This is a genomic window from Microcoleus sp. D3_18_C2 (assembly GCF_036702395.1).
In the GTDB taxonomy this organism is placed as follows: Bacteria; Cyanobacteriota; Cyanobacteriia; order Cyanobacteriales; family Microcoleaceae; genus Microcoleus.
Genome location: NZ_JAUBTG010000009.1, coordinates 104,826 through 123,719, shown reverse-complemented (window position 1 = coordinate 123,719; position 18,894 = coordinate 104,826). Strand labels below are relative to the sequence as shown.

At 46.4% G+C, this 18,894-nt stretch carries 20 protein-coding genes; 15 read left to right on the top strand and 5 right to left on the bottom strand.

Going from position 1 to position 18,894, the window contains the following annotated elements; all coding sequences use genetic code 11:
- The coding region (locus tag QUA88_RS08745; RefSeq protein WP_333271256.1) for a cadherin-like domain-containing protein at window positions 1-2,252 on the bottom strand (2,252 nt) is incomplete at its 3' end.
- Window positions 2,253-3,658: 1,406 nt separating this feature from the next.
- Here QUA88_RS08745 and QUA88_RS08740 point away from each other — a divergent pair.
- The 6 genes from QUA88_RS08740 (at window position 3,659) to QUA88_RS08715 (ending at window position 8,250) form a co-directional block, all read left to right on the top strand.
- A complete protein-coding gene (locus QUA88_RS08740; protein ID WP_333057449.1) occupies window positions 3,659-3,913 on the top strand; it encodes a hypothetical protein in 255 nt (84 codons plus the stop codon).
- Window positions 3,914-3,917: 4 nt separating this feature from the next.
- Window positions 3,918-5,615 (top strand): CHAT domain-containing protein, encoded by a 1,698-nt coding sequence (locus QUA88_RS08735; protein ID WP_333057448.1) that lies wholly within the window; start codon window positions 3,918-3,920, stop codon window positions 5,613-5,615.
- A gap of 18 nt (window positions 5,616-5,633) precedes the next feature.
- Window positions 5,634-5,786: a hypothetical protein gene (locus tag QUA88_RS08730; protein WP_333057447.1), complete on the top strand. Its 153-nt coding sequence runs from the start codon at window positions 5,634-5,636 to the stop codon at window positions 5,784-5,786.
- Between the two features lie 973 nt (window positions 5,787-6,759).
- Window positions 6,760-6,948, top strand: coding sequence for a hypothetical protein (locus tag QUA88_RS08725; protein WP_333057446.1), 189 nt, complete (start codon window positions 6,760-6,762; stop codon window positions 6,946-6,948).
- Window positions 6,949-7,282: 334 nt separating this feature from the next.
- Complete coding sequence (locus QUA88_RS08720) at window positions 7,283-7,693, top strand: AbrB family transcriptional regulator (protein ID WP_015177612.1); 411 nt, start codon at window positions 7,283-7,285, stop codon at window positions 7,691-7,693.
- An 89-nt stretch (window positions 7,694-7,782) separates the two neighbouring features.
- A complete protein-coding gene (locus QUA88_RS08715; RefSeq protein ID WP_006634375.1) occupies window positions 7,783-8,250 on the top strand; it encodes a regulatory protein RecX in 468 nt (155 codons plus the stop codon).
- Between the two features lie 596 nt (window positions 8,251-8,846).
- Here QUA88_RS08715 and QUA88_RS08710 read toward each other — a convergent pair.
- Window positions 8,847-9,341, bottom strand: a complete 495-nt coding sequence (locus QUA88_RS08710; RefSeq protein ID WP_333057445.1) for a DUF4385 domain-containing protein — start codon at window positions 9,339-9,341, stop codon at window positions 8,847-8,849.
- On the bottom strand, window positions 9,338-9,763 hold the full coding sequence (locus tag QUA88_RS08705; protein ID WP_333209550.1) for a DoxX family protein: 426 nt from the start codon (window positions 9,761-9,763) through the stop codon (window positions 9,338-9,340). Before QUA88_RS08705 ends, QUA88_RS08710 begins: the two co-directional genes overlap by 4 nt.
- Before the next feature lie 331 nt (window positions 9,764-10,094).
- On the opposite strand from QUA88_RS08705, the gene QUA88_RS08700 reads away from it, so the two are divergent.
- Entirely contained in the window at window positions 10,095-10,259 is a 165-nt protein-coding gene (locus QUA88_RS08700; protein ID WP_333057443.1) for a hypothetical protein, read from the top strand.
- 522 nt (window positions 10,260-10,781) lie between these two features.
- Here QUA88_RS08700 and QUA88_RS08695 read toward each other — a convergent pair.
- Window positions 10,782-10,949: a hypothetical protein gene (locus tag QUA88_RS08695; RefSeq protein WP_333271249.1), complete on the bottom strand. Its 168-nt coding sequence runs from the start codon at window positions 10,947-10,949 to the stop codon at window positions 10,782-10,784.
- Here QUA88_RS08695 and QUA88_RS08690 point away from each other — a divergent pair.
- The 6 genes from QUA88_RS08690 to QUA88_RS08665 all read left to right on the top strand — a co-directional run bounded on the left by QUA88_RS08690 (window position 10,948) and on the right by QUA88_RS08665 (window position 14,982).
- Window positions 10,948-11,439 carry a DUF4168 domain-containing protein gene (locus QUA88_RS08690; protein WP_333209548.1) on the top strand — a complete coding sequence of 164 codons (492 nt, stop codon included), beginning with the start codon at window positions 10,948-10,950 and terminating at the stop codon, window positions 11,437-11,439. The genes QUA88_RS08695 and QUA88_RS08690 overlap by 2 nt on opposite strands.
- 431 nt (window positions 11,440-11,870) lie before the next feature.
- The gene (ureE, locus tag QUA88_RS08685) at window positions 11,871-12,308 is read left to right on the top strand and encodes an urease accessory protein UreE (RefSeq protein WP_333209546.1); all 438 of its coding nucleotides are present in this window, start codon (window positions 11,871-11,873) and stop codon (window positions 12,306-12,308) included.
- A gap of 278 nt (window positions 12,309-12,586) precedes the next feature.
- Window positions 12,587-13,300 carry an urease accessory protein UreF gene (locus QUA88_RS08680; RefSeq protein ID WP_333271244.1) on the top strand — a complete coding sequence of 238 codons (714 nt, stop codon included), beginning with the start codon at window positions 12,587-12,589 and terminating at the stop codon, window positions 13,298-13,300.
- Between the two features lie 89 nt (window positions 13,301-13,389).
- On the top strand, window positions 13,390-13,986 hold the full coding sequence (ureG, locus tag QUA88_RS08675; protein ID WP_333057438.1) for an urease accessory protein UreG: 597 nt from the start codon (window positions 13,390-13,392) through the stop codon (window positions 13,984-13,986).
- A 149-nt stretch (window positions 13,987-14,135) separates the two neighbouring features.
- Entirely contained in the window at window positions 14,136-14,585 is a 450-nt protein-coding gene (locus QUA88_RS08670; protein WP_333057437.1) for a type II toxin-antitoxin system antitoxin SocA domain-containing protein, read from the top strand.
- Window positions 14,569-14,982, top strand: coding sequence for a hypothetical protein (locus tag QUA88_RS08665; protein WP_333057436.1), 414 nt, complete (start codon window positions 14,569-14,571; stop codon window positions 14,980-14,982). Before QUA88_RS08670 ends, QUA88_RS08665 begins: the two co-directional genes overlap by 17 nt.
- Before the next feature lie 38 nt (window positions 14,983-15,020).
- On the opposite strand, the gene murG is transcribed toward QUA88_RS08665, so the two are convergent.
- A complete protein-coding gene (gene murG, locus QUA88_RS08660) occupies window positions 15,021-16,085 on the bottom strand; it encodes an undecaprenyldiphospho-muramoylpentapeptide beta-N-acetylglucosaminyltransferase (RefSeq protein WP_333260461.1) in 1,065 nt (354 codons plus the stop codon).
- A 218-nt stretch (window positions 16,086-16,303) separates the two neighbouring features.
- On the opposite strand from murG, the gene QUA88_RS08655 reads away from it, so the two are divergent.
- Window positions 16,304-17,230, top strand: a complete 927-nt coding sequence (locus QUA88_RS08655) for a nuclear transport factor 2 family protein (RefSeq protein WP_333271240.1) — start codon at window positions 16,304-16,306, stop codon at window positions 17,228-17,230.
- Window positions 17,231-17,538: 308 nt separating this feature from the next.
- Window positions 17,539-18,327, top strand: a complete 789-nt coding sequence (locus tag QUA88_RS08650; RefSeq protein ID WP_333209538.1) for an SDR family oxidoreductase — start codon at window positions 17,539-17,541, stop codon at window positions 18,325-18,327.
- Window positions 18,328-18,894: the final 567 nt, after the last annotated feature.

Sequence of the window (18,894 nt, the reverse complement as noted above, 5' to 3'; positions counted from 1 at the left end):
AAGCCGCCTTTTAGCGTGTTTTTGCCTTTACCACCGATGATATCGTCATCATCATCGCCGCCGTCGATATCGTCATCATCATCGCCGCCTTGAACTTTGTCTTTGCCCAAGCCGCCTTTTAGCGTGTTTTTGCCTTTACCACCGATGATATCGTCATCATCATCGCCGCCGTCGATATCGTCATCGTCATCGCCGCCTTGAATTTTGTCTTTGCCCAAGCCTCCTTTTATTTTGTTTTTGCCTAGGCCAACTTCGATATCGTCATCGTCATCGCCGCCGTCGATATCGTCATCGCCATCGCCGCCTTTAATTGTGTCCTTGCCTTTGCCGCCGATGATTTTGTCTTTGCCTTTGCCGGCTGTAATGTTATCGTCACCATCGCTGCCTTCAATATCGTTATCCAGCGTCGCAGAACCGACAATAACTTGAGGTGCTGTAGTGCCACTAAACTTAAAGACATTTTGCTCGATGTTCAAGCTAAAACGCTGGCCGGTGAGAGATCGTTTACCGTTGCTAACTTCAAAACCAAAACTCAGCGCACCGACAAAACCTACTGTCGCTTTGAACCTTACCAAGCCTGCGTTAATGTCTGCTTGAGTGAAGGTAAAACCGACTTGTGTTACGGCGACTCCATTAAACAATAGTTGGCCGGTTGTAGCATCGGGTAGCTCGGTTAACTTGAAGACTGTGCCGCTAGGACCTTGCTCGTCATCGACAAACCGCAACAACTCAGAAGTAATAGTTTGCTCGCCGCCGCTGGAACCAGCAGTCAAGCTATTATTAGCTTCCACTCGCGGAGGGTTAAAAATCGGAGTGAGAGTTTGACTTGGAGTTGGAGTTGGAGTTGGAGTTTGAGTTTGAGTTGGAGTTTCAGGATTAACTTCCAAAAAGTCGCCAGCAGTGATCAGCGTTGCGTTGACATTCAACAATAGCGCCAAGGCAAAGTTATTGACCCGAATTTCGGTATCGCCACCGACTTGTATAAAGGTCAAGCTGCTAAAGTTCAAGTCGCCAAACAGCAGAAATTTGTCGCTGCCGTCTGTGTAGTCAGTGATGACTGCTTTTGCCCCAGAGGTACTGTTACTCACGACATAAACGTCATCTCCAGCACCGCCGACACAGGTATGGTTGCCAGTACCGCCCATCAGGGTATCGTTGCCCTCGCCGCCCATCAGCGTATCGTCGCCGTTGCCGCCGCCGCTAACGCTGTCGTCGCCGTCGCCACCGTCTGCCATGTCATTGCCGTCGCCAGTCACGAGGGTATCGTTGCCAGCACCGCCCATCACGCTGTCGTCGCCGTCGCCGCCCATCACGCTGTCGTCGCCGTCGTCACCCATGCAAACGTCGTTGCCGGCACCGCCCATCACGCTGTCGTCGCCGTCGCCGCCCATCACGCTGTCGTCGCCGTCGTCACCCATGCAAACGTCGCTGCCGGCATCGCCCATCACGGTATCGTTATCTTTGCCACCGTTAACGGTATCGTTGCCGTCGCCGCCGCTAACGTTGTCGTTGCCTGTGTCGCCCCTGACTGCATCGTTGCCTTCGCTGCCCTCACAATCGTCGTTGCCTTTGCCGCCATAGACGGTATCGTTGCCGGCGCCGCCGTCAACGTCATCATCTCCTTCGTTGCCGTGGGTCCAGTCATCGCCGTCATCGCCTTCGCAGATGTCGTTGCCACTGCCACCCATCACGGTATCGTTGTCTTTACCGCCGTTAAGGGTGTCGTTGCCGTTGCCGCCCATGACGGTATCTTTGCCCAGATCGCCTCTTATTTCATCGTCGTCATCGCCGCCCTCGCAATCGTCGTCATCTTTACCGCCGAAGATTTTATTTTTTTTGCCTCGGTTTCCTTTGATTCTGTCCTTGCCTTTTTTGCCGAATATCTCATCCTGTTCGCCGGTGGCGACAATTAAGTCATCGTCATCGGTACCGACGACGGTTCGGCGGCGATCGATGCCGCTGTCATCATCTAAGTCATCTATGTCGCCCACACCTTCTTCTAGTACGCCGTTAGATTCCGCCATTTGGCTGTCATCAGCAGCACCTTCTTCCAGTACGCCGTTAGACAGAGCTGGAAATGTGGTGGTAATGCCGTCGGTGTTTTCGGTGAGCGCTATCTGAATTAACTCGGCTAACTCCTCATCGGAAATTGTAGAGCTGTCGTCGCCTAAATCCCCGACTGGCTTTTGTGTTTCATCTTGAGCGGGAAAAAGTGTTCCCGCTCCTTCTTCTAACAACGTTAGTTCATCCATTGTTGATATTTCCCAAAAAATGGTAAGCTTCTTAGAATCAATTTATCAGCAAACAGGAGGCTGCAGAAGTTTTTTTTTTACTTCATGCTTTCGCCCCCTATAGGAGCTGGTTTCCTCATCTTTACTATTATAGATGCCACTTAAACTGCAAGGTTTTTTTCGCTATTTTGCGAGTTTTATATTCTGCCATTGCGTACCAAAATCAATTAATCCGCAACCTACACTGTAAGTGCTACGCCGAAGCTCCGAGCTTTTAAGATGTTCTCGGTATTTTCTACAGTAAGCTGCGCCGAAGGGCCCCTGCCTGTAGAGTTTCTACGTAATTTCTACAGTGAATTAGCTGAATTTAAACTCGCAACTGACAACTCCTAAATAACTACCCAAAACCTCTGTCCCCCAAATTCTACCCTTGCTTTTTTTCCGATCTAGGCTGGGTGTATTGAAGTTTTGTAACACTCCCAGCTTTGACAAATCCTTCCCTGACCTAGGATTTGAATCTCTTGACTAAACGACAGCACCCTCGTAATTTTAGTTCCCGATGATTAATTAGAAATTTAGATAATTCCCCCGACCAAATATTTGTTCTAATTTTTAGTGGCACAATTTTCTCTCATTCGAGGAAACCTCGCGAACTGAGTTTTTTTTCGGATCAATACTAAGAGTTCTGCCAAAATATATCTATCTTCAGGCAGATTGTAAGATTTGCTTTCAAATGGTATGTGACGCAGAAGTAGTTTTTGGTGACTGTTGCAAGCTCGGCATTTTGAGCGGGCATGACCCACGGCGAGGCTGCCCAACCCTGTTGTTTTGTAACGGCTTCGCTACCAAGTCCAATAATTCTCCGAGAAACCGGCCTGATGAGGGGTAATCCTCTAGATGCCAAAAAAAGAGTTGCTTGAGAGTACCGGAACAATTTTATGGTCGTTGTATTGTTGAGAGTTCTTGGCTGCTGATGTTTATTTTTGCTGCTTAACTTTAACTCGATTAAAACAGTTAAATTAAAAATTTTCTATATCATGAAAGCGGTAAATTAGCAATAAATTATTAGGAATTATCGATGGTGAAGTATCGATTATCGATCGCCACGGAGGTCTTAAGGATGAGGGCGGAGGGCTTACGGATGAGAACCCAGGGCTGACCAATTAATTAATTGACACAAAATCAAGATTACACATGGGGGGTTGGTGGTACAGGATAAGCGGTAAAGACCGATCGACCCCTCTCCCAAAAAAATAAAATACTCAAATTTGCCTGCGATATTGCCCTGAAACCGGTTGGCGAGAGCCGAAGTAATTTTAATAAGAACTAGAGATCCGCCTGGTAAAGTGCCTCCAATTTAACTTTACTCAGCAATGAGAAACTCAAGTTCACGACGAATCTAAAGGGGTCTGCGGTAGAGGTGCAAAATGTTAAAGATAGCAAGATTGGAGAAAATTCGGCTTTCACCGAGCCACAGGGCAATCAAAACTAATAAACTGTTATTAAAGTACAACTTTTATATCCTCAAAGTGTTTGAACAAATATACATGACCCTAGCGATCGCCCGATCGGGGGAAGCGCATTCAGAAACTTTGATTGGAAGAGTAAAAAATATGTTGCCGAGCGCTATTGCTAGCCGCAAAAACGCAGGCAAATTCAGAATTAAGGCGGGAGGGCGCTAAATCGGTGAGCCAGGAATTTCAACTCTCAGTCACCCCCGTTGGGGACGATGAATATCTAGTGCGGACAGAAAGGGTTGCACCCGGTGTACCCTTAGCCGAACAACAAGTCCGCTGGCCGATCGACGAATGGCTGGCACTGTCTGCTCAACTGATGAACGACCCGCTGGTGGGCTTGCTCCAGGGAAAAGCAGTACAGGGAAGCAGTTTTGCCGGTCGCGGCCTCTCCCGTTCGGGAAACAACTCAGCGCCGAATTTAGTAGCCCTGGGGCAACAATTATACAGCGGGCTGTTTCAAGGAAACTTGCGCGATAGCTGGACTTGCGCTCAAGGCATAGCCCAGCACCGCCGAGAAGTGCTGCAACTGCGACTCGGACTCAAAGGCCGGCGCTTGCCACGACTGCCGTGGGAAGTTCTGCACGCCGGCGATCGCCCTTTGGCAACCGGCACCGATGTCGTATTTTCTCGCTACCAACCAGGTACAAGTTTGTTCAAGCAAACCCGGATACTGCCTAGTGGCGGGCCACTAAAAATTTTAATGGCGATCGCCTCTCCGAGCGATCGAGACAGCTTGCAGCTCAAGCGAGAAGTGCTCCATTTGCAGCAAGAACTCCAAAACCGCACCGGTCATCCTCTCAAAAACAGCCCCCATTGCCCGGAAATTCAACTGACTATTCTCGAACAGCCCGATCGAGAACAACTTACCCAAGCCCTAGAACAAGGACACTACCAAGTCCTGCACTACGCAGGCCACAGCAACTTAGGTTCCAGAGGTGGGGAACTCTACCTAGTCAGCAGCCGCACCGGCTTAACCGAAACCCTCAGTGGCGACGACTTAGCTGGATTGCTCGTTAACAACGGTATTCAGATGGCCGTGTTCAACTCCTGCCGCGGCGCCTACGGCGACCCCTCAGACCTCGCGGACGACAGCCCGGAACGGAACTTAACCGAAGCTCTAGTCAAGCGTGGAATTCCGGCAGTGCTAGCAATGGCAGAAAGCATCCCCGACGATGTAGCCCTAACTCTCACGCGTTTGTTTTACCGCAACCTCAATCAAGGCTATCCAGTCGATCTCAGCCTGAGCCGTGCCAGAGCTGGGCTAATTTCTGCCTACGGTTCTCACCAGCTATACTGGGCTTTGCCCATTCTCTATCAGCACCCGGACTTTGACGGCTATTTGACCGGCGCGCCAGCCCACAGCGCGACATCCGGTTCTATGGTGCACATAATCGCGCCGGGAACGCCACCGGCGCTCGCGGGTACAGAATGGAAGGCCCCGTCTTCGGTTTCGGCGATCGCCCAATACCCCCCAATCCCAGCGAATCGATCCCATGAGTCAGACAATTCTGACGGCGAAGTCTGGGAATATCCCAACCAATTAAAAGATCGTAGGGATTGGGTTCACCAGAACGATCGAGCGGATGCTACTAACTCACCGAACTCACCGACGGCTTCGCCCTCCTCTATTCCTAATTCTGAGTGTTCAGCGATCCAAGCAACTCGCGCCGCTGCATCGACTCAGAAACCGTTAAAAAAACCGGGGCTGAAAAAATCTGTTACCCTGATGCTTTGCTTGTTGTCCGTTGCTTTTAGTGCTGGCTTTTTTGGGTGGCGGTACTCGAACCAGCGAGGTCCGAAACCAGAAGAGTTACTGCCGGCGGTACGGACTCCCCTGTCGCAAAATTACCTGCAACAACGTCACTAAAAGCGATCGCCCACTGCAATGCTGAATTTAGACTCTCTTGGCCTGGCTCCAAACTGGGTGGGGTTTTTGCTGGCCATTCGCGATCGGCTGCCGCTGGCAAAGCGATCGAAAGTATACTGCTCGATCGAATCTCGGACTTACCTTCATCAAGTCGGTTTTTACCGAAAATAAGCAGCAGCCCAACTAAGCATCGAGGAAGAAACTGGGTTTCTCGTCGAGAAAGTAAGTCCGGGACTGCTTAATCATAGAATGCGTCAGTCGATTTGAGATTTTAGACCTCGGCTTGAGTCCTGAGTCGAACGATTTGAGATTTTAAATTTACTCCACAGATAAATCTGGGAAATGGAACAAGAGTCTAAAATTTTGATCTCTCCACGACAGGAGTCGGTGGCTTGTCTGCGTTTTTGAGCGGGCTGATTCGGCAGCACGAGCATTCCTCATTCGGCACAAGACAATAAAAGCCAGAGTTGCCACAATTAAGAACGTCCTCACCGTCAGCGCGCTTATTTAACAATAATTAATTATGGAAGCGGCTGTGAGTTTGACCTCCTCGCATCCAGGATACCCGCCACGTGATTCATGCCGAAAGCAGACTCAGGACCGGTGAAATAAAAAACCTGTATCCGATGAAACTTGCCGAACGTATTTATCCGTGGGGTCAAGGCTTAAATCTAAAATCTAAAATCTAAAATCTAAAATCGATTGACGCGCCCCTCCAGTTGGTGCATAAATTTTGAGAGTATGGCAGTTTACAGGCCACGACTCGAAACCAATACATTTCCATCGAAACTCCATGTCGGGAACCGCTGCTAATTTGTAGTGCATCAAACATTTAAGCTGTTGTGCATTAAACTCGGTCTTTTTCAATTCCCCTGTGGAAATAACCTCAAATTCTCTGGCTTGGGGCCCGAGGAGGAAGATTTTCGCCAGTTCCCCCTAGAAATCTACTGATTCGTGGCGAAGTGTTAAGAGTCGCGAAGCAATCTCGCCCGATCAAAACTATTCTCCTCTTAGTGGCTGCCCGATGTTTCTGCCGCCGCGCCCATGGAGTCGGGTTTTAGCTTAAACCCGTTCAACCAACCGGTGAAATTTCCTGCAATTTTTACCGGATTGCCTTCCCCAGACTGCGTTCTGTGCAAGTTATATGCCCAAAACCTTAATAGAAGATTGCTCGTTGGTATTTGGGGTTTTGAGGGGATTTCCAGCCGTAAAAATAGAATTTACAAGTAGCTGGCAGTGGCATCGAGAACAAGTGCTGCCTCGTCTTGTTGAGGTAAAAGTTAACCCCGCGCCGGTAAATGCTTTCGGCAGATTTGCAGTGGCCGCGTTCTAGGTATTTCCATTCATGGCTGTCTTATTTTGACCTTGACCGCAGACACAATCGGGGATTGGTGAATGCAGGGAACAGACTTTACTGTAAAAAAGTAAAGCATTTAATTTGCGACAATAATTCCCCGCGCGATCGCTCCAAGGCTTACACAAGGATTTGGGCCGCGAGGAGCAAATTGATCGCCCTTCGAGCATCCTTACTTGCACCCCCGGTCTTGAGGCCGCAGAAATTTATCCAGAATCTTAATATTCAGAATTATTAGTATTGACAGTGAAACAAAGTTAATCTAATGTGTTGTAATTGATATAAGTAAAGTCCAATAAGCGAGGTACGGTCAATGGCAGAAACAGCTACAGCACCCTTAACAGGAAAAGGTCTGCTTCAAAAAATCAAAGGCAGTGATTTGCCACGCAGAGAACTTGCGAAGCTTTGCGGCTACTTCACTGTCAGCAAAAGTGGAGAAACCCGGATTAATCTGGCTGAGTTTTACGATGCAGTGTTAGCTGCTAAGGGCATTGAGCTAGAGAAGTCTAAAGCAGACGGACGCGGGCGAGAAGCGAGTTATCGAGCTAGCGTTCACAAGAATGGTTCGATCGTGATCGGGGCAAATTATACCCAAGAAATGGGATTAAAGCCGGGAGACGAGTTTGAAATTAAGCTCGGATACAAGCACATTCGCTTGATTCAGATCGATGTGGACAGACCGGATGTGGAATTGGATGATGAAGAGGAGGATACAGAAGAATAGAGGCGATCTCGATGCAGTCAGCCGATAGCAAGGCTACTGGATTTGGCTTCGCTACACGAGTATTTGCGCGCCACCCTTCGATTTAACTGATGAGCTGTCTTGACTATTTCTATTTTCTCTTGTCTCGCAAAGACTACAGTGCCTCTGAACTTCGCAAAAAGGGGCAAGAGAAAGGTTTTGGCAATGAGGAAATATTGGAGGCGATCGCGCAAATTCAAGACCGGGGCTATCAGTCTGACACTCGCTTGGTGGCAAACTCGATCGCCTCTGCAGCAGGCAAATACGGAAAGTCTGCCATCAAGCGCAAGTGCCTGCAAAAAGGAATTACCAACGATTTGTTCGAGCAAGTCTGGGAAGAAGAAATTGCAGAAAATCAGGACTCCGAAGCAGAAAAACTGGCCGAATTAAAAGCCAAAGTCATGCGGAAATACAAGATCGATACTTGGGGTAAAGCAGATCCGAAAACCAAGGGCAAAGTCTTGAATTACCTGCAATACAGGGGCTTTAATGCCTTTGAAATTTGGCGACAGTGGCAGACGGAAGAAGATGACGAGTAAATAGTAGGGTCAAGCAAATAGAGCAGGCCCCGATAGGCAAGCACAACTACACTGCTGCCGACGGGGCTAAAGTCTAAGTCCTGAGTTTTTTTGACACTCCCCTGCCTGAAGGCGAGGGGATTCTTGGTTCTGCGACATACCTTAAAACTATCTATCCTTGTGGCAGTGTTTAAACCAGGTATCCGTTCAAAAGAACCAAATATCGAGCTTAATTTAGATAGCCTCGCGAGGGTTTGTCTCCCCAAGCTTTCGAGAATTGCTTCTCTTGTTTCTGTGTGCCCCACAGTACATTTTAGAAATAAAAAGTTTAGTCTCTGATTTTGGCTTACATTAGTTAGCCCAGCTATGTTTTTCGTGGTTTTCGCCACCCACTAACCATTATTGTTTTCCGACCTGTCGTTTGAGCGTGGTGTCTCATGTGTATCGGCGGTTATTCTACCTGTAGTCTAGTTATTTTACTCTACAATGAACACAATGCAAGAAAGTTCAAGAAAACAATTAACAAAAGTTGATAATTAATTAAAGCCGTCAAGCTTATGACGGGGCTTTAGACCCAATTTCTTGGTAACTGTATGTCAATCCTCAGCGTTGACTAACTAAGATTCGTACATCTGCCGATGTCTGGCTAAAAGCTGGAGATATTTCTCGTTGATTTTAGCCAGCATCCATTTCTCTTTAAAAATGGCGGCGGATTCGGCTTTCACCGGATCAGTTTCGAGCGGCAAAATATCTTTTCGAGCGGCGGTTTGCTCTGCAACAGACTTCAGCTTTTGAGGGTTTTGCTGGTATTTTCGGCCGCTTTTGTGGTTAGCGTAGCGACGGGATCGAGTGTACCCCATCTGCAAGAACTTGCGGGCCATGTCGGCTCCCACAAAATCATCGGCATCGAGATACTCTAAAAACAAGGAGTAAATTTTGCTGCTAGACTCCCTGGCAATTTCAGGAGTCTTAAATCTCCAGAAAGGCAAAATTTCTCCTTTGTATGGTTCAACCAACAGCACTCCCTGTTCTCCTTTCCCTACCCGATAAAGTTCCGGGTGCTGTCTAAAGTCGATGTTTTTAAAATCCACAGAGTAGTCGAACTGCTTCATTGGGCGTTTTCTGTTGTATCTGGAACTATAGAAGCCCGGGGTTTACCTTCGTCTGGTTTGGTATAAACCCAGGCCCAAGCAATGAAGACAGCTTGAAAAGGCAGCCTCAACCAATACAGTAATTGGTTGTGGGGAATCCCTTCTATCGGAATGTTGTTGACGGCTTGATTGATATTAGCTGGAAACACGGCAATAAACAAGGCAATTAACCCCCACGCCGCCGCCCTGCTGACAGGAGGAACTAACAGCCCAATTCCGCCCAAAATCTCGAAAAAACCGCTGATATAAACCAATGCTTCCGGGTAAGGAAGCTGGGGCGGCACAATTCTGATAAAAGGTGCGGGTACTGCAAAGTGCAGCACGCCTACAATACTGATAGCTACTGCGAGAATAACTCGCCAAATTTCTTTTTGACTTTTCATGGGCAATGGGTAATTAATAATTGTTAAATTGCTACGATAATGCTTGCACAAAATCGCTATCTGCGATCGAGATGACAAGCAAACTGAGCCCCAAAAATTCCAGCTTTCCGGGTTTGTCTGCTTTTGCTGGTGGCTGTAACGATTTTATTTCGTAGAAAAACCAGGTTTCTGGCTAACTCCCAGACAAGTTTTCACAGCCCCAAACTGGAGGAAGCGAGAACTGGAATCCCACGCCTGCGCGTTGACTGCCAAAAACAGATAGCGCGCATTTTGATAACAAGATTTTAATGTCTAGTACCCTGTTGCTGTCTCTATCTTCGGGTAGTAAAACATGATTTTTGTTCCGGCTTGGGCGTCGTCAGCAGCCAAAGCAGTGGGGGATTTTGTCGATCGACAAATGCACCATCGCTTAACATTAGATAAATCATCGCCGCAATTGAGGAGTGCGATTGCTGCTAAATTTGACCCCCTCGCATCCAGGATACCCGCCACGTGATGAATCCGTCCAGAAATAAAAAACCTGTATCCGATAAAGGATCCCCCGAATTGATCTCGCGCAAGTCAATGCTTCAATTCTAAAATCTAAAATCTAAAATCAATAGTGCGGAATATTTTTATCTCATAGTGTGAAACCCTTGATTTTCGGTTGGCAGCTTGATTGTCCAATCGCCCTGAAACCCTTATTTTACGGTGGGCAATCAAAAACTGTCCGAAGTATTGTAAAATCTAAAATCTAAAATCTAAAATCGATTGACCTAGCCTTCCAGGCGCTTCCCTACCCTACCCTACGGGAACCCCTACGGGGAACGGGAACCCTGGCGGGAAGATAGCTTTGCTAGGGCGTACCTTGATTAGACTAATTAAGGCGAGTAATTTGTCAATAACTTTTAGAATTATTTAATATTTGCGTTTTGAGAATTATTGCCTCTGGCAACTCGGGAACGCTCTGTAATTAAAATTACTATCTCAAGTTTGAATATTGTCAACTTCCCACAGATGCTAGAATGAATCAAATTATCTAATTTGCTAAAAAGTCGATCGTCGTAGCAACTTCCAAAGCATCCTGCTGGAATTCAAAATAGTCACTCCTAGGCAGGAACTTTTTAGCCACCACATTATTCAAAAAGATTGAGCCTCCAAGCGCTGTGTCATTTTTATCTACACGTAAGCAATCACCGACGACCATGAACACCTCACTAAACACCTCTAAATTTGGCATTAACCGGATGCTGCGACAATCGCTGTTTGCAGGCATCATTTCTGCAGCAGCTTTAGCTAGCGGATGGGCGCCCGGTTTGTATGGACAATCCCCAAACCTCGTTTTCGGATCGGCAGCCCAAGCTCAAGAAATTAGCAGCCAAGAAATTACTAGCTACGCTCGTGCTGTGTTGGCAATAGAACCCAGACGGGTGGAAGCTTATAACGAAATTAAAGGAATGGCTGGGGGATCGGTTCCCAGAGTAGTGTGCAACGAAACTCAGCAAATTAATAGGTTGTCTGGAGGTGTTCGTGGCATCGCGGTGAATTACTGCCAACAAGCTAAAAAAGTTATCGAAACCAATGGTTTGACAGTTAGTCGCTTCAACCAGCTTACTTTGCTCCAGCAAGCGGACCCGGCAGTCAAACAGCGAATTCAAGCCGAACTGCTGCGACTGCAACAAGCGGGCAATCAATAAGCTTGAGGGTTTGAGTCTTTCTTCCTCTCCCGTTCTATTAGACTTCTCCATAAAAGCTTGTTAATGGCAGGCAGGATGCCTAAGCGCTACCTCCCCCCAACAATATATTGGAGATTTAAATTGTTCGAGTTACTAGACGATATGCAAAATTTTTTGAAAAAAGGGCGATCGTCTGTGATAAAATGCTTGACAAGATGACAAAAATGTGGTAAAGAGACAAGAACGGGAGCGGTTCAGAGAGATGAATATTTTTCAACTGGCTGTAAATCGGAATGAGATATAGCGATCGCCAAGACGATTAAAACGTTTTTAATTCCTGAAACATGAGCTGAAAATGGCAATTTCGGTCTTCCTTATTCCTTCGGCTATAAAAAAGATATTCCTCAAAAACTCGATGTAAAGTGAAGGGTTCTGAGGAATAGAATAGAAAAATGCTAACATTCACAAAACATTTACCAGCAAATCCCGATGCTGTTGTCAGCTTTACTTTACCAATGACAGCCGACGATCGCACTCGCAGCCGCCACCGATTCGAGACAGAAACGGGGGAAAGGCTGCACCTGAGTTTGCCCAGAGGTACAGTATTGCGCGATCGAGATTTATTGCAGTCGGAAGACGGTAGCTGTTTGGTACTGGTAAGTGCAAAACCCGAACTCGTGCTGACAGCGCGGGCCTCAAGCCCGCTGCTACTGATGCGGGCGGCTTATCATTTAGGAAACCGCCACGTAGCTTTAGAAGTTGCCGATAATTATTTAAGGCTTTCTCCCGACTCTGTGTTGCAGGGAATGCTAGAAAAAATGGGTTTGGAAGTAACAGAGGAAATTGTGCCGTTTCAGCCGGAAATGGGCGCTTACGGGCACAGCCATTAGATTTTAGATTTTAGATTTTAGATTTTAGATTTACTCCCACCGATAAATCCGAGGGCTTATGACTAAATTGCTTTCGGCTATTGAAGAAGCAAGAAGTCAACAGTCAACAGTCATTCGATTTTAGATTTTAGATTTTAGATTTTAGATTTTAGATTTTGGATTGACTTGCGCGAGATAAATTCGGGGGCTTGAGGATTTTCGATTTTCGATTTTCGATTGATTCCCCGGATAAATCACGTGGCGGGTACCATCAACAAATTCTTGGTCAACAGTCAACAGTGAACAATCAACTTTTATCTTTGTTGCAGTTAGCTTTTGCACCTGTGGGAGCTTATAGTTATTCTGAGGGAATCGAAAGTCTGGTAGAAACCGGTACGATCGACAGCGAGATTACTTTGAGGAATTGGTTAGAAAATTCGCTGCAATTCGGGGCTGTGCGAGTAGAAGCCGCTGTGGTGGTAAGGGCTTTGAGGGCGGCACAGATGGGGGATTTGACGGCTTTGAATTACTGGAATGCTTGGGCGACGGCTGCTAAGGAAACAGAAGAGTTGCGCTTGCAAAGTTGGCAAATGGGGCGGACTTTGGTGAGGTTGCTGCTGGATTTGCGTGAAGCGAAGCTATCCCGCAGGGAATCGCCCGTTGCTTCTGGGTTAACAACAAGTGTAAAAGATTTGGTGGAATTTGGCGGCAATCCGTGCAATTTTGCGATCGGCTTTGGCATTGCCGCCGCCAACTGGCAGATTGAAGAGGAAGCGGCCGTGTTAGGATATTTGTACAGTTGGGCTGCCAATTTGGCGAGTGCGGGCGTGAAACTGATTCCCCTCGGTCAAACAGCCGGTCAACAGTTACTGTTAGATTTGCAGTTTCAAATTAGCTGTACGGCGCAAGAAGTTTTAAAATTAGAAGATGATGAGCTTGGCAGTTGCAGTTGGGGATTAGGACTGGCTAGCATGGCGCACGAAACTCAGTACACTCGGTTGTTTCGCAGTTGAAAATCCTTCAATCCCAAATCCCTCAATCCCAAATCCCAAATCAGAAAATCAGAAAATCTAAAATCTAAAATCTAAAATCTAAAATCGCTATGGGTGCTTTTCGTGTAGGAATTGCTGGGCCAGTTGGTTCGGGGAAAACTGCTTTACTTGATGCTTTGTGCAAGGCGCTGCGGCAGCAATACCAGATTGCGGTTGTTACTAATGATATCTATACTCAGGAAGATGCCCAATTTTTGGTTCGGAGTCAAGCTTTAGAGAGCGATCGAATTTTGGGCGTAGAAACAGGAGGCTGTCCCCACACAGCCATCCGCGAAGATGCTTCGATAAACTTAGTAGCTATAGAAGAGTTAGAACACAAATTCACTGATTTAGATTTAGTATTTGTCGAAAGCGGCGGCGATAACTTGGCGGCAACTTTTAGCCCGGAGTTAGTAGATTTAACAATTTACGTAATCGATGTCGCAGCAGGCGATAAAATTCCGCGCAAAGGCGGGCCAGGAATTACTAAATCTGATATGTTGGTAATTAATAAAACAGACCTCGCACCTTATGTAGGAGCAGATTTAGGCGTGATGGAACGGGACGCGAAAAAAATGCGGGGGGAGAAACCTTTTGTTTTTACTAACTTGAAGACAAAGGAAGGATTAGAATCGGTAGTTAATTTTGTTAAATTGAATATGGCATAGATTGAGAAAATATAGTATAATGTAAATAAAGTGACACGGCTCGCAATTCCCCGTGAAAACGTCTCCAGACAAATATAGTCTGCTTGAGTCGCGGGAGTGTCAAAAAAATCTCGTTCTAGTTTTGCCGTTTAATGACTACCAAGTAAGTTATGCTGAGTTGTTATGATGCAGCCGAATACTTTTTGGCTCAGGCAAGTGAAGATGCTGGCGATCTGATATCTAATCTCAAGCTTCAGAAATTGGTTTACTATGCTCAAGGCTTTCATTTAGCTTTGTACGATGAACCGCTATTTCTTGAAGCCATAGAAGCATGGACTCACGGGCCCGTTGTTCCTGATTTGTACCGTCACTATAAAAAGTATGGTACTGGTGCAATTCCACGTCCTGAATATATAGACTTTTCGATTTACGAAGAAAAAACTAAGAGCCTGCTTGATGAAGTTTACTCTGTGTTTGGGCAGTTTGCTGCATGGAAGTTAAGGAACATGACACACGAAGAATATCCCTGGAAACTTGCTGCTCAAAATAGCGGAAAAATTACTCATCAATCCCTGAAAAAATACTTCAAGACTCAACTCAATTGTGAAGAAGCATCTTAAGGCAAATCAACGCCAAGAAAAAGGGAAAAGGATTTCACCTAGAGAAATTGTTGATTTACCGCCAGAGCAGGAGTCACCTCTATTTTCTTTGCGATACATGAATAAAGATTACTCTCTTTCTCAATGCACAAAAGATGAAAAGGCTGCTTTTGCAGATACGCTCTACAAATTAAATCAGCTTACCTGGAGTGAGATTAATGCTTGTCCCCGTCACGGATTGGGCTACGAGAAGATAGCCCGAAGTTCCATTAGAGCACCTATTCCCAGCCATCTTAAGGATGATGTAAATTTTATTGCTTTTCGGTTTTGCGGGAAGGCTCCAATGGTTGGTTATCGGGATGGGGCTGTGTTTTATGTTATTTGGTTGGACAGGGGTTTTACGCTTTACCCTCATTAAAAAGAACTCGTTAAATTAGTGGCGGTGTCCAATTTTCGCTACCTCACCACCAATTCCCTGACCAAATTTGCCAAACGTTCTGTACTGTCTGTCACCGCTAATTGAGCAGCAGCTTGAGACATTTTTTCCAAATATTCGGAATCTCTTAACAAATACAACACTTTGCTTTGCAAGACATCTGCTGTCAGTTCGCTTTGACGGAATACCACAGCGGCGCCGACTTTAGCAAATACATCCGCATTAAATCTTTGGTGGTCGTCAGCCGCGTGAGGAAAAGGAATTAAAATAGAAGGTACGCCCGTCACTGCTAATTCTGTCAGAGCACTGGCGCCCGATCGACTAATTGCTAAATTTGCTCGCTGCAACAAGCTCGCCACATTGTCGTAAAATGGCATTGACAAATATTGCTCGTGTTTCAAACTCTCGGCATCCGGGTCATTATTTCCGGTGAGGTGAACCACCCAAGCGCCGGCATCAAACCAAGCCGGAGCACACTCGCGCACTAACTTATTGACTGCGACAGCACCTTGAGAGCCACCCATGACTAAAATAACAGGTACGCTGTCAGGAATTGGCAAATTTAGAGGTTGGCGGGCGAGGAATTGCGATCGCACCGGCGTACCAGCCACCACCGTTTTGGCGCGGGGTAAATGCTGGGCTGCTGCTTCAAATCCGATCGCCACAGCAGTGCACAAAGGACTAAACCAGCGCGTCACCTTCCCCGGAATGGCATTAGATTCGTGGAGAATCACCGGCAAACCCAAAGAGCGAGCCGCTAGAATTGCTGGTGCTGCGATGTAACCGCCGGTAGTAAAGACTCCCTGAAAATTTCCCGCTTTGAGCAACTTCCGCACATGAAGGATCGAGCCGACGAGTCCGCCCAAAATTCGCACAGTACCTAGTCCAAATCGCTGCTGAAAGCCTTCAACGGCGATCGTGTGGAGGGGGTAAAGGGATGAAACTAATTCGGTTTCCATGCGATCTGGGACTCCTAGCCATTCGATCTGACAGTCGTTCAACTGACTAGCGGTGGCGATCGCAGGAAATAAATGTCCACCAGTGCCGCTAGCTGCAACCAACAACCGGAGGGGGGCTTTTGTCAAGGTTTTTGTTTTTTTTACAAGTACAAGTTCCACAGGTCAATCAATTTTATATTTGAGGTTTTAGATTATTATGCTTATTATTCCGGCAGTTTCAGCCAATTTTCAATCAGCAATCTAAAATTAGATTGTGCCATGTCCGTCCTTCCGTTGTCAGTTTTCGTTGCAGGCGAACAGTTGCCCGCGCCACGACTCCTGACAAATAACCAAATTATCACCTAATGCGTAATTTTTTGAATTTAGTGCCAAGTGCATCTCAGTATTTTTCCAGCCGTCGGGACGAAAAAGCCGATCCGCTTCGAGGGCTGCGCCAACGGGCGATCGTTTTTGGCTTTAACGGCGGGCAGTCGATCGCTCAAATATTGTTATGTTTAACAGTGGTAAGTGCTGGCGTGCTGCATCAAGGTGCGGCAAGAGCGATCGGTGCGATCGGGGCGACTCCCCAAACGATCGCCCAAACCCCTGAAAATGCGCCCGCCCCACTCACAAAACTGCTAACAGAAATTGACGCCGCCGCCAACCGGCGCGATGTCAAAGCAGTCATGGCATTTTACAGCCAGAATTTCACTCATTCTGACGGCTTAAACGGCCAAAGCATGGAAAAAGCCCTCACCCAACTCTGGGATCGATATCCAAGTTTAAATTACCGCACCGAGATCAAATCTTGGAAAACCGAAGGTAGCGCGATTATTGCAGAAACCATAACTACAATTGCCGGCACTCAAAAAAAGGATGGCAGAGAATTAACTCTCAAAGCTACCATCCGTTCCCAGCAGCGCTTTGAAGGTGAAAAAATAGTTAGTCAAGAGATTTTAGCAGAACAAACTCAGCTTAGTTCTGGAAATAATCCTCCCACAATTGAAGTAAATTTGCCGGAGCAAGTTAAGGTAGGCGAAGATTACTATTTTGATGCCATTGTACGAGAGCCGATCGGCGATGATATTTTAATAGGGACTGTTTTGGAGGAACCCATTACCGAAAAAACCTTTTTTAATCCCTCAGAAGTCGAGCTAGAGTTGCTAAATGCCGGGGGAATTTTTAAAGTAGGTAAAGCTCCGGCTACGCCAGAAAATCGGTGGGTTTCAGCAGTTTTGATGCGACAAGGTGGAATTGCAACAGTTAGTGTGCGATTGCGGGTTGTCAAGTAATAAAATAGGTGTTATGGGTTATACCATTTTAGATTTTAGATTTTAGATTTTAGATTTTAGATTTTAGATGGGGAATAACTTATGAATTAAATGTTTGGAGCGCTGGTCTACAGTTGCATTTTTTAGGGGATGGTATTATTTGGGTAATTTTAGTAGTGGCGAGTTCAAGAAAATCTTGAAGAGAAAGGACTGAATCCCTAAAGTCGTCACTACAAGAATTATGTTGAATTGACAGTATGAAATATCCAAACCCTTATCTCATTAGTCATTCCCAATTCCCAAATCTAAAATCTAAAATCTAAAATCGTATGATTTCTATCCAAAATCAAATTGTTTTCATTACAGGTGCGAGTAGCGGTATCGGAGCAGCCTGTGCCAAGATATTCGCCAAAGGTGGAGCCAAACTAATTTTAGCAGCCCGCCGTCTTGAAAAGCTTGATCGACTGGCAAACGAACTTGTAGAAACAAAATCCATCGCATCGGCAAACGAGATTTATTTACTAGAATTGGACGTGCGCGATCGCCCGCAAGTCGAATCGGCGATAACTGCGCTTCCCGATGCCTGGAAAAACATCGATATTCTGATTAACAATGCGGGATTGAGCCGTGGTTTAGACAAACTGCACGAAGGCAACTTTCAAGATTGGGAAGAAATGATTGATACCAATGTTAAAGGCTTGCTTTACATGACTCGTGCGATCGTGCCGGGAATGGTAAGCCGAAACCGCGGCCACGTAGTGAATATCGGCTCAATAGCAGGCCGCCAAGCTTATCCGAAAGGTAATGTTTATTGCGCTTCCAAAGCAGCAGTGAGAGCTATTTCTGAAGGGTTGAAACAAGACCTTTTGGGAACAGCAGTGCGGGTGACAGAAATAGAGCCTGGTTTGGTGGAAACAGAATTTAGCAATGTCCGGTTTCACGGCGATGCAGAAAAAGCAAAAAATGTCTATCAAGGATTGACACCGCTGACTGCGGACGATGTAGCCGATGTCGTGTATTTTTGCGCGACGCGATCGCCCCACGTCAATATTAGCGAAATCTTGCTAGTTCCGACAGACCAAGCTAGTGCAACTCTGGTTCACCGAAAAGAGTTTTGAGTTTTTAGTGGTAAGTGTCCGGATTGCGCTCGAATTCTCAGGAAGCTTAATTGGTAGATGCACCCTGATTAATTAACTCCCGACCAATTTTGGCCGGGTTTTTTTTGTCGATCGCCCCCCCTCGCCACAAATTCTCCAAAATTCTGCCAAAGTGTCCTGAAAAGGTGCACATCGGGCGGGAGACTAAATTAGTAGATGCACCCTGATTAATTAACTCCCGACCAATTTTGGTTTGGGGTTTTTTTTTGCGGTATCGAGGGTGATGCTGAATAAAGTTTGAGGTTGTCCGGATGGCGCTCGAATTCTCAGGAAGCTTAATTGGTAGATGCACCCTGATTAATTAACTCCCCGCCAATTTTGGTTTGGGGTTTTTTTTTGCGATATCGACGGTGATGCTGAATAAAGTTTGAGGTTGTCCGGATTGCGCTGGAATTCTCAGGAAGCTTAATTGGTAGATGCACCCTGATTAATTAACTCCCCGCCAATTCTGGTTTGGGGTTTTTTTTTGCCGATCGCACCCCAAACCACGAATTTCCCAAAATTTTCCCAAACTGTCCCGAACAGGTG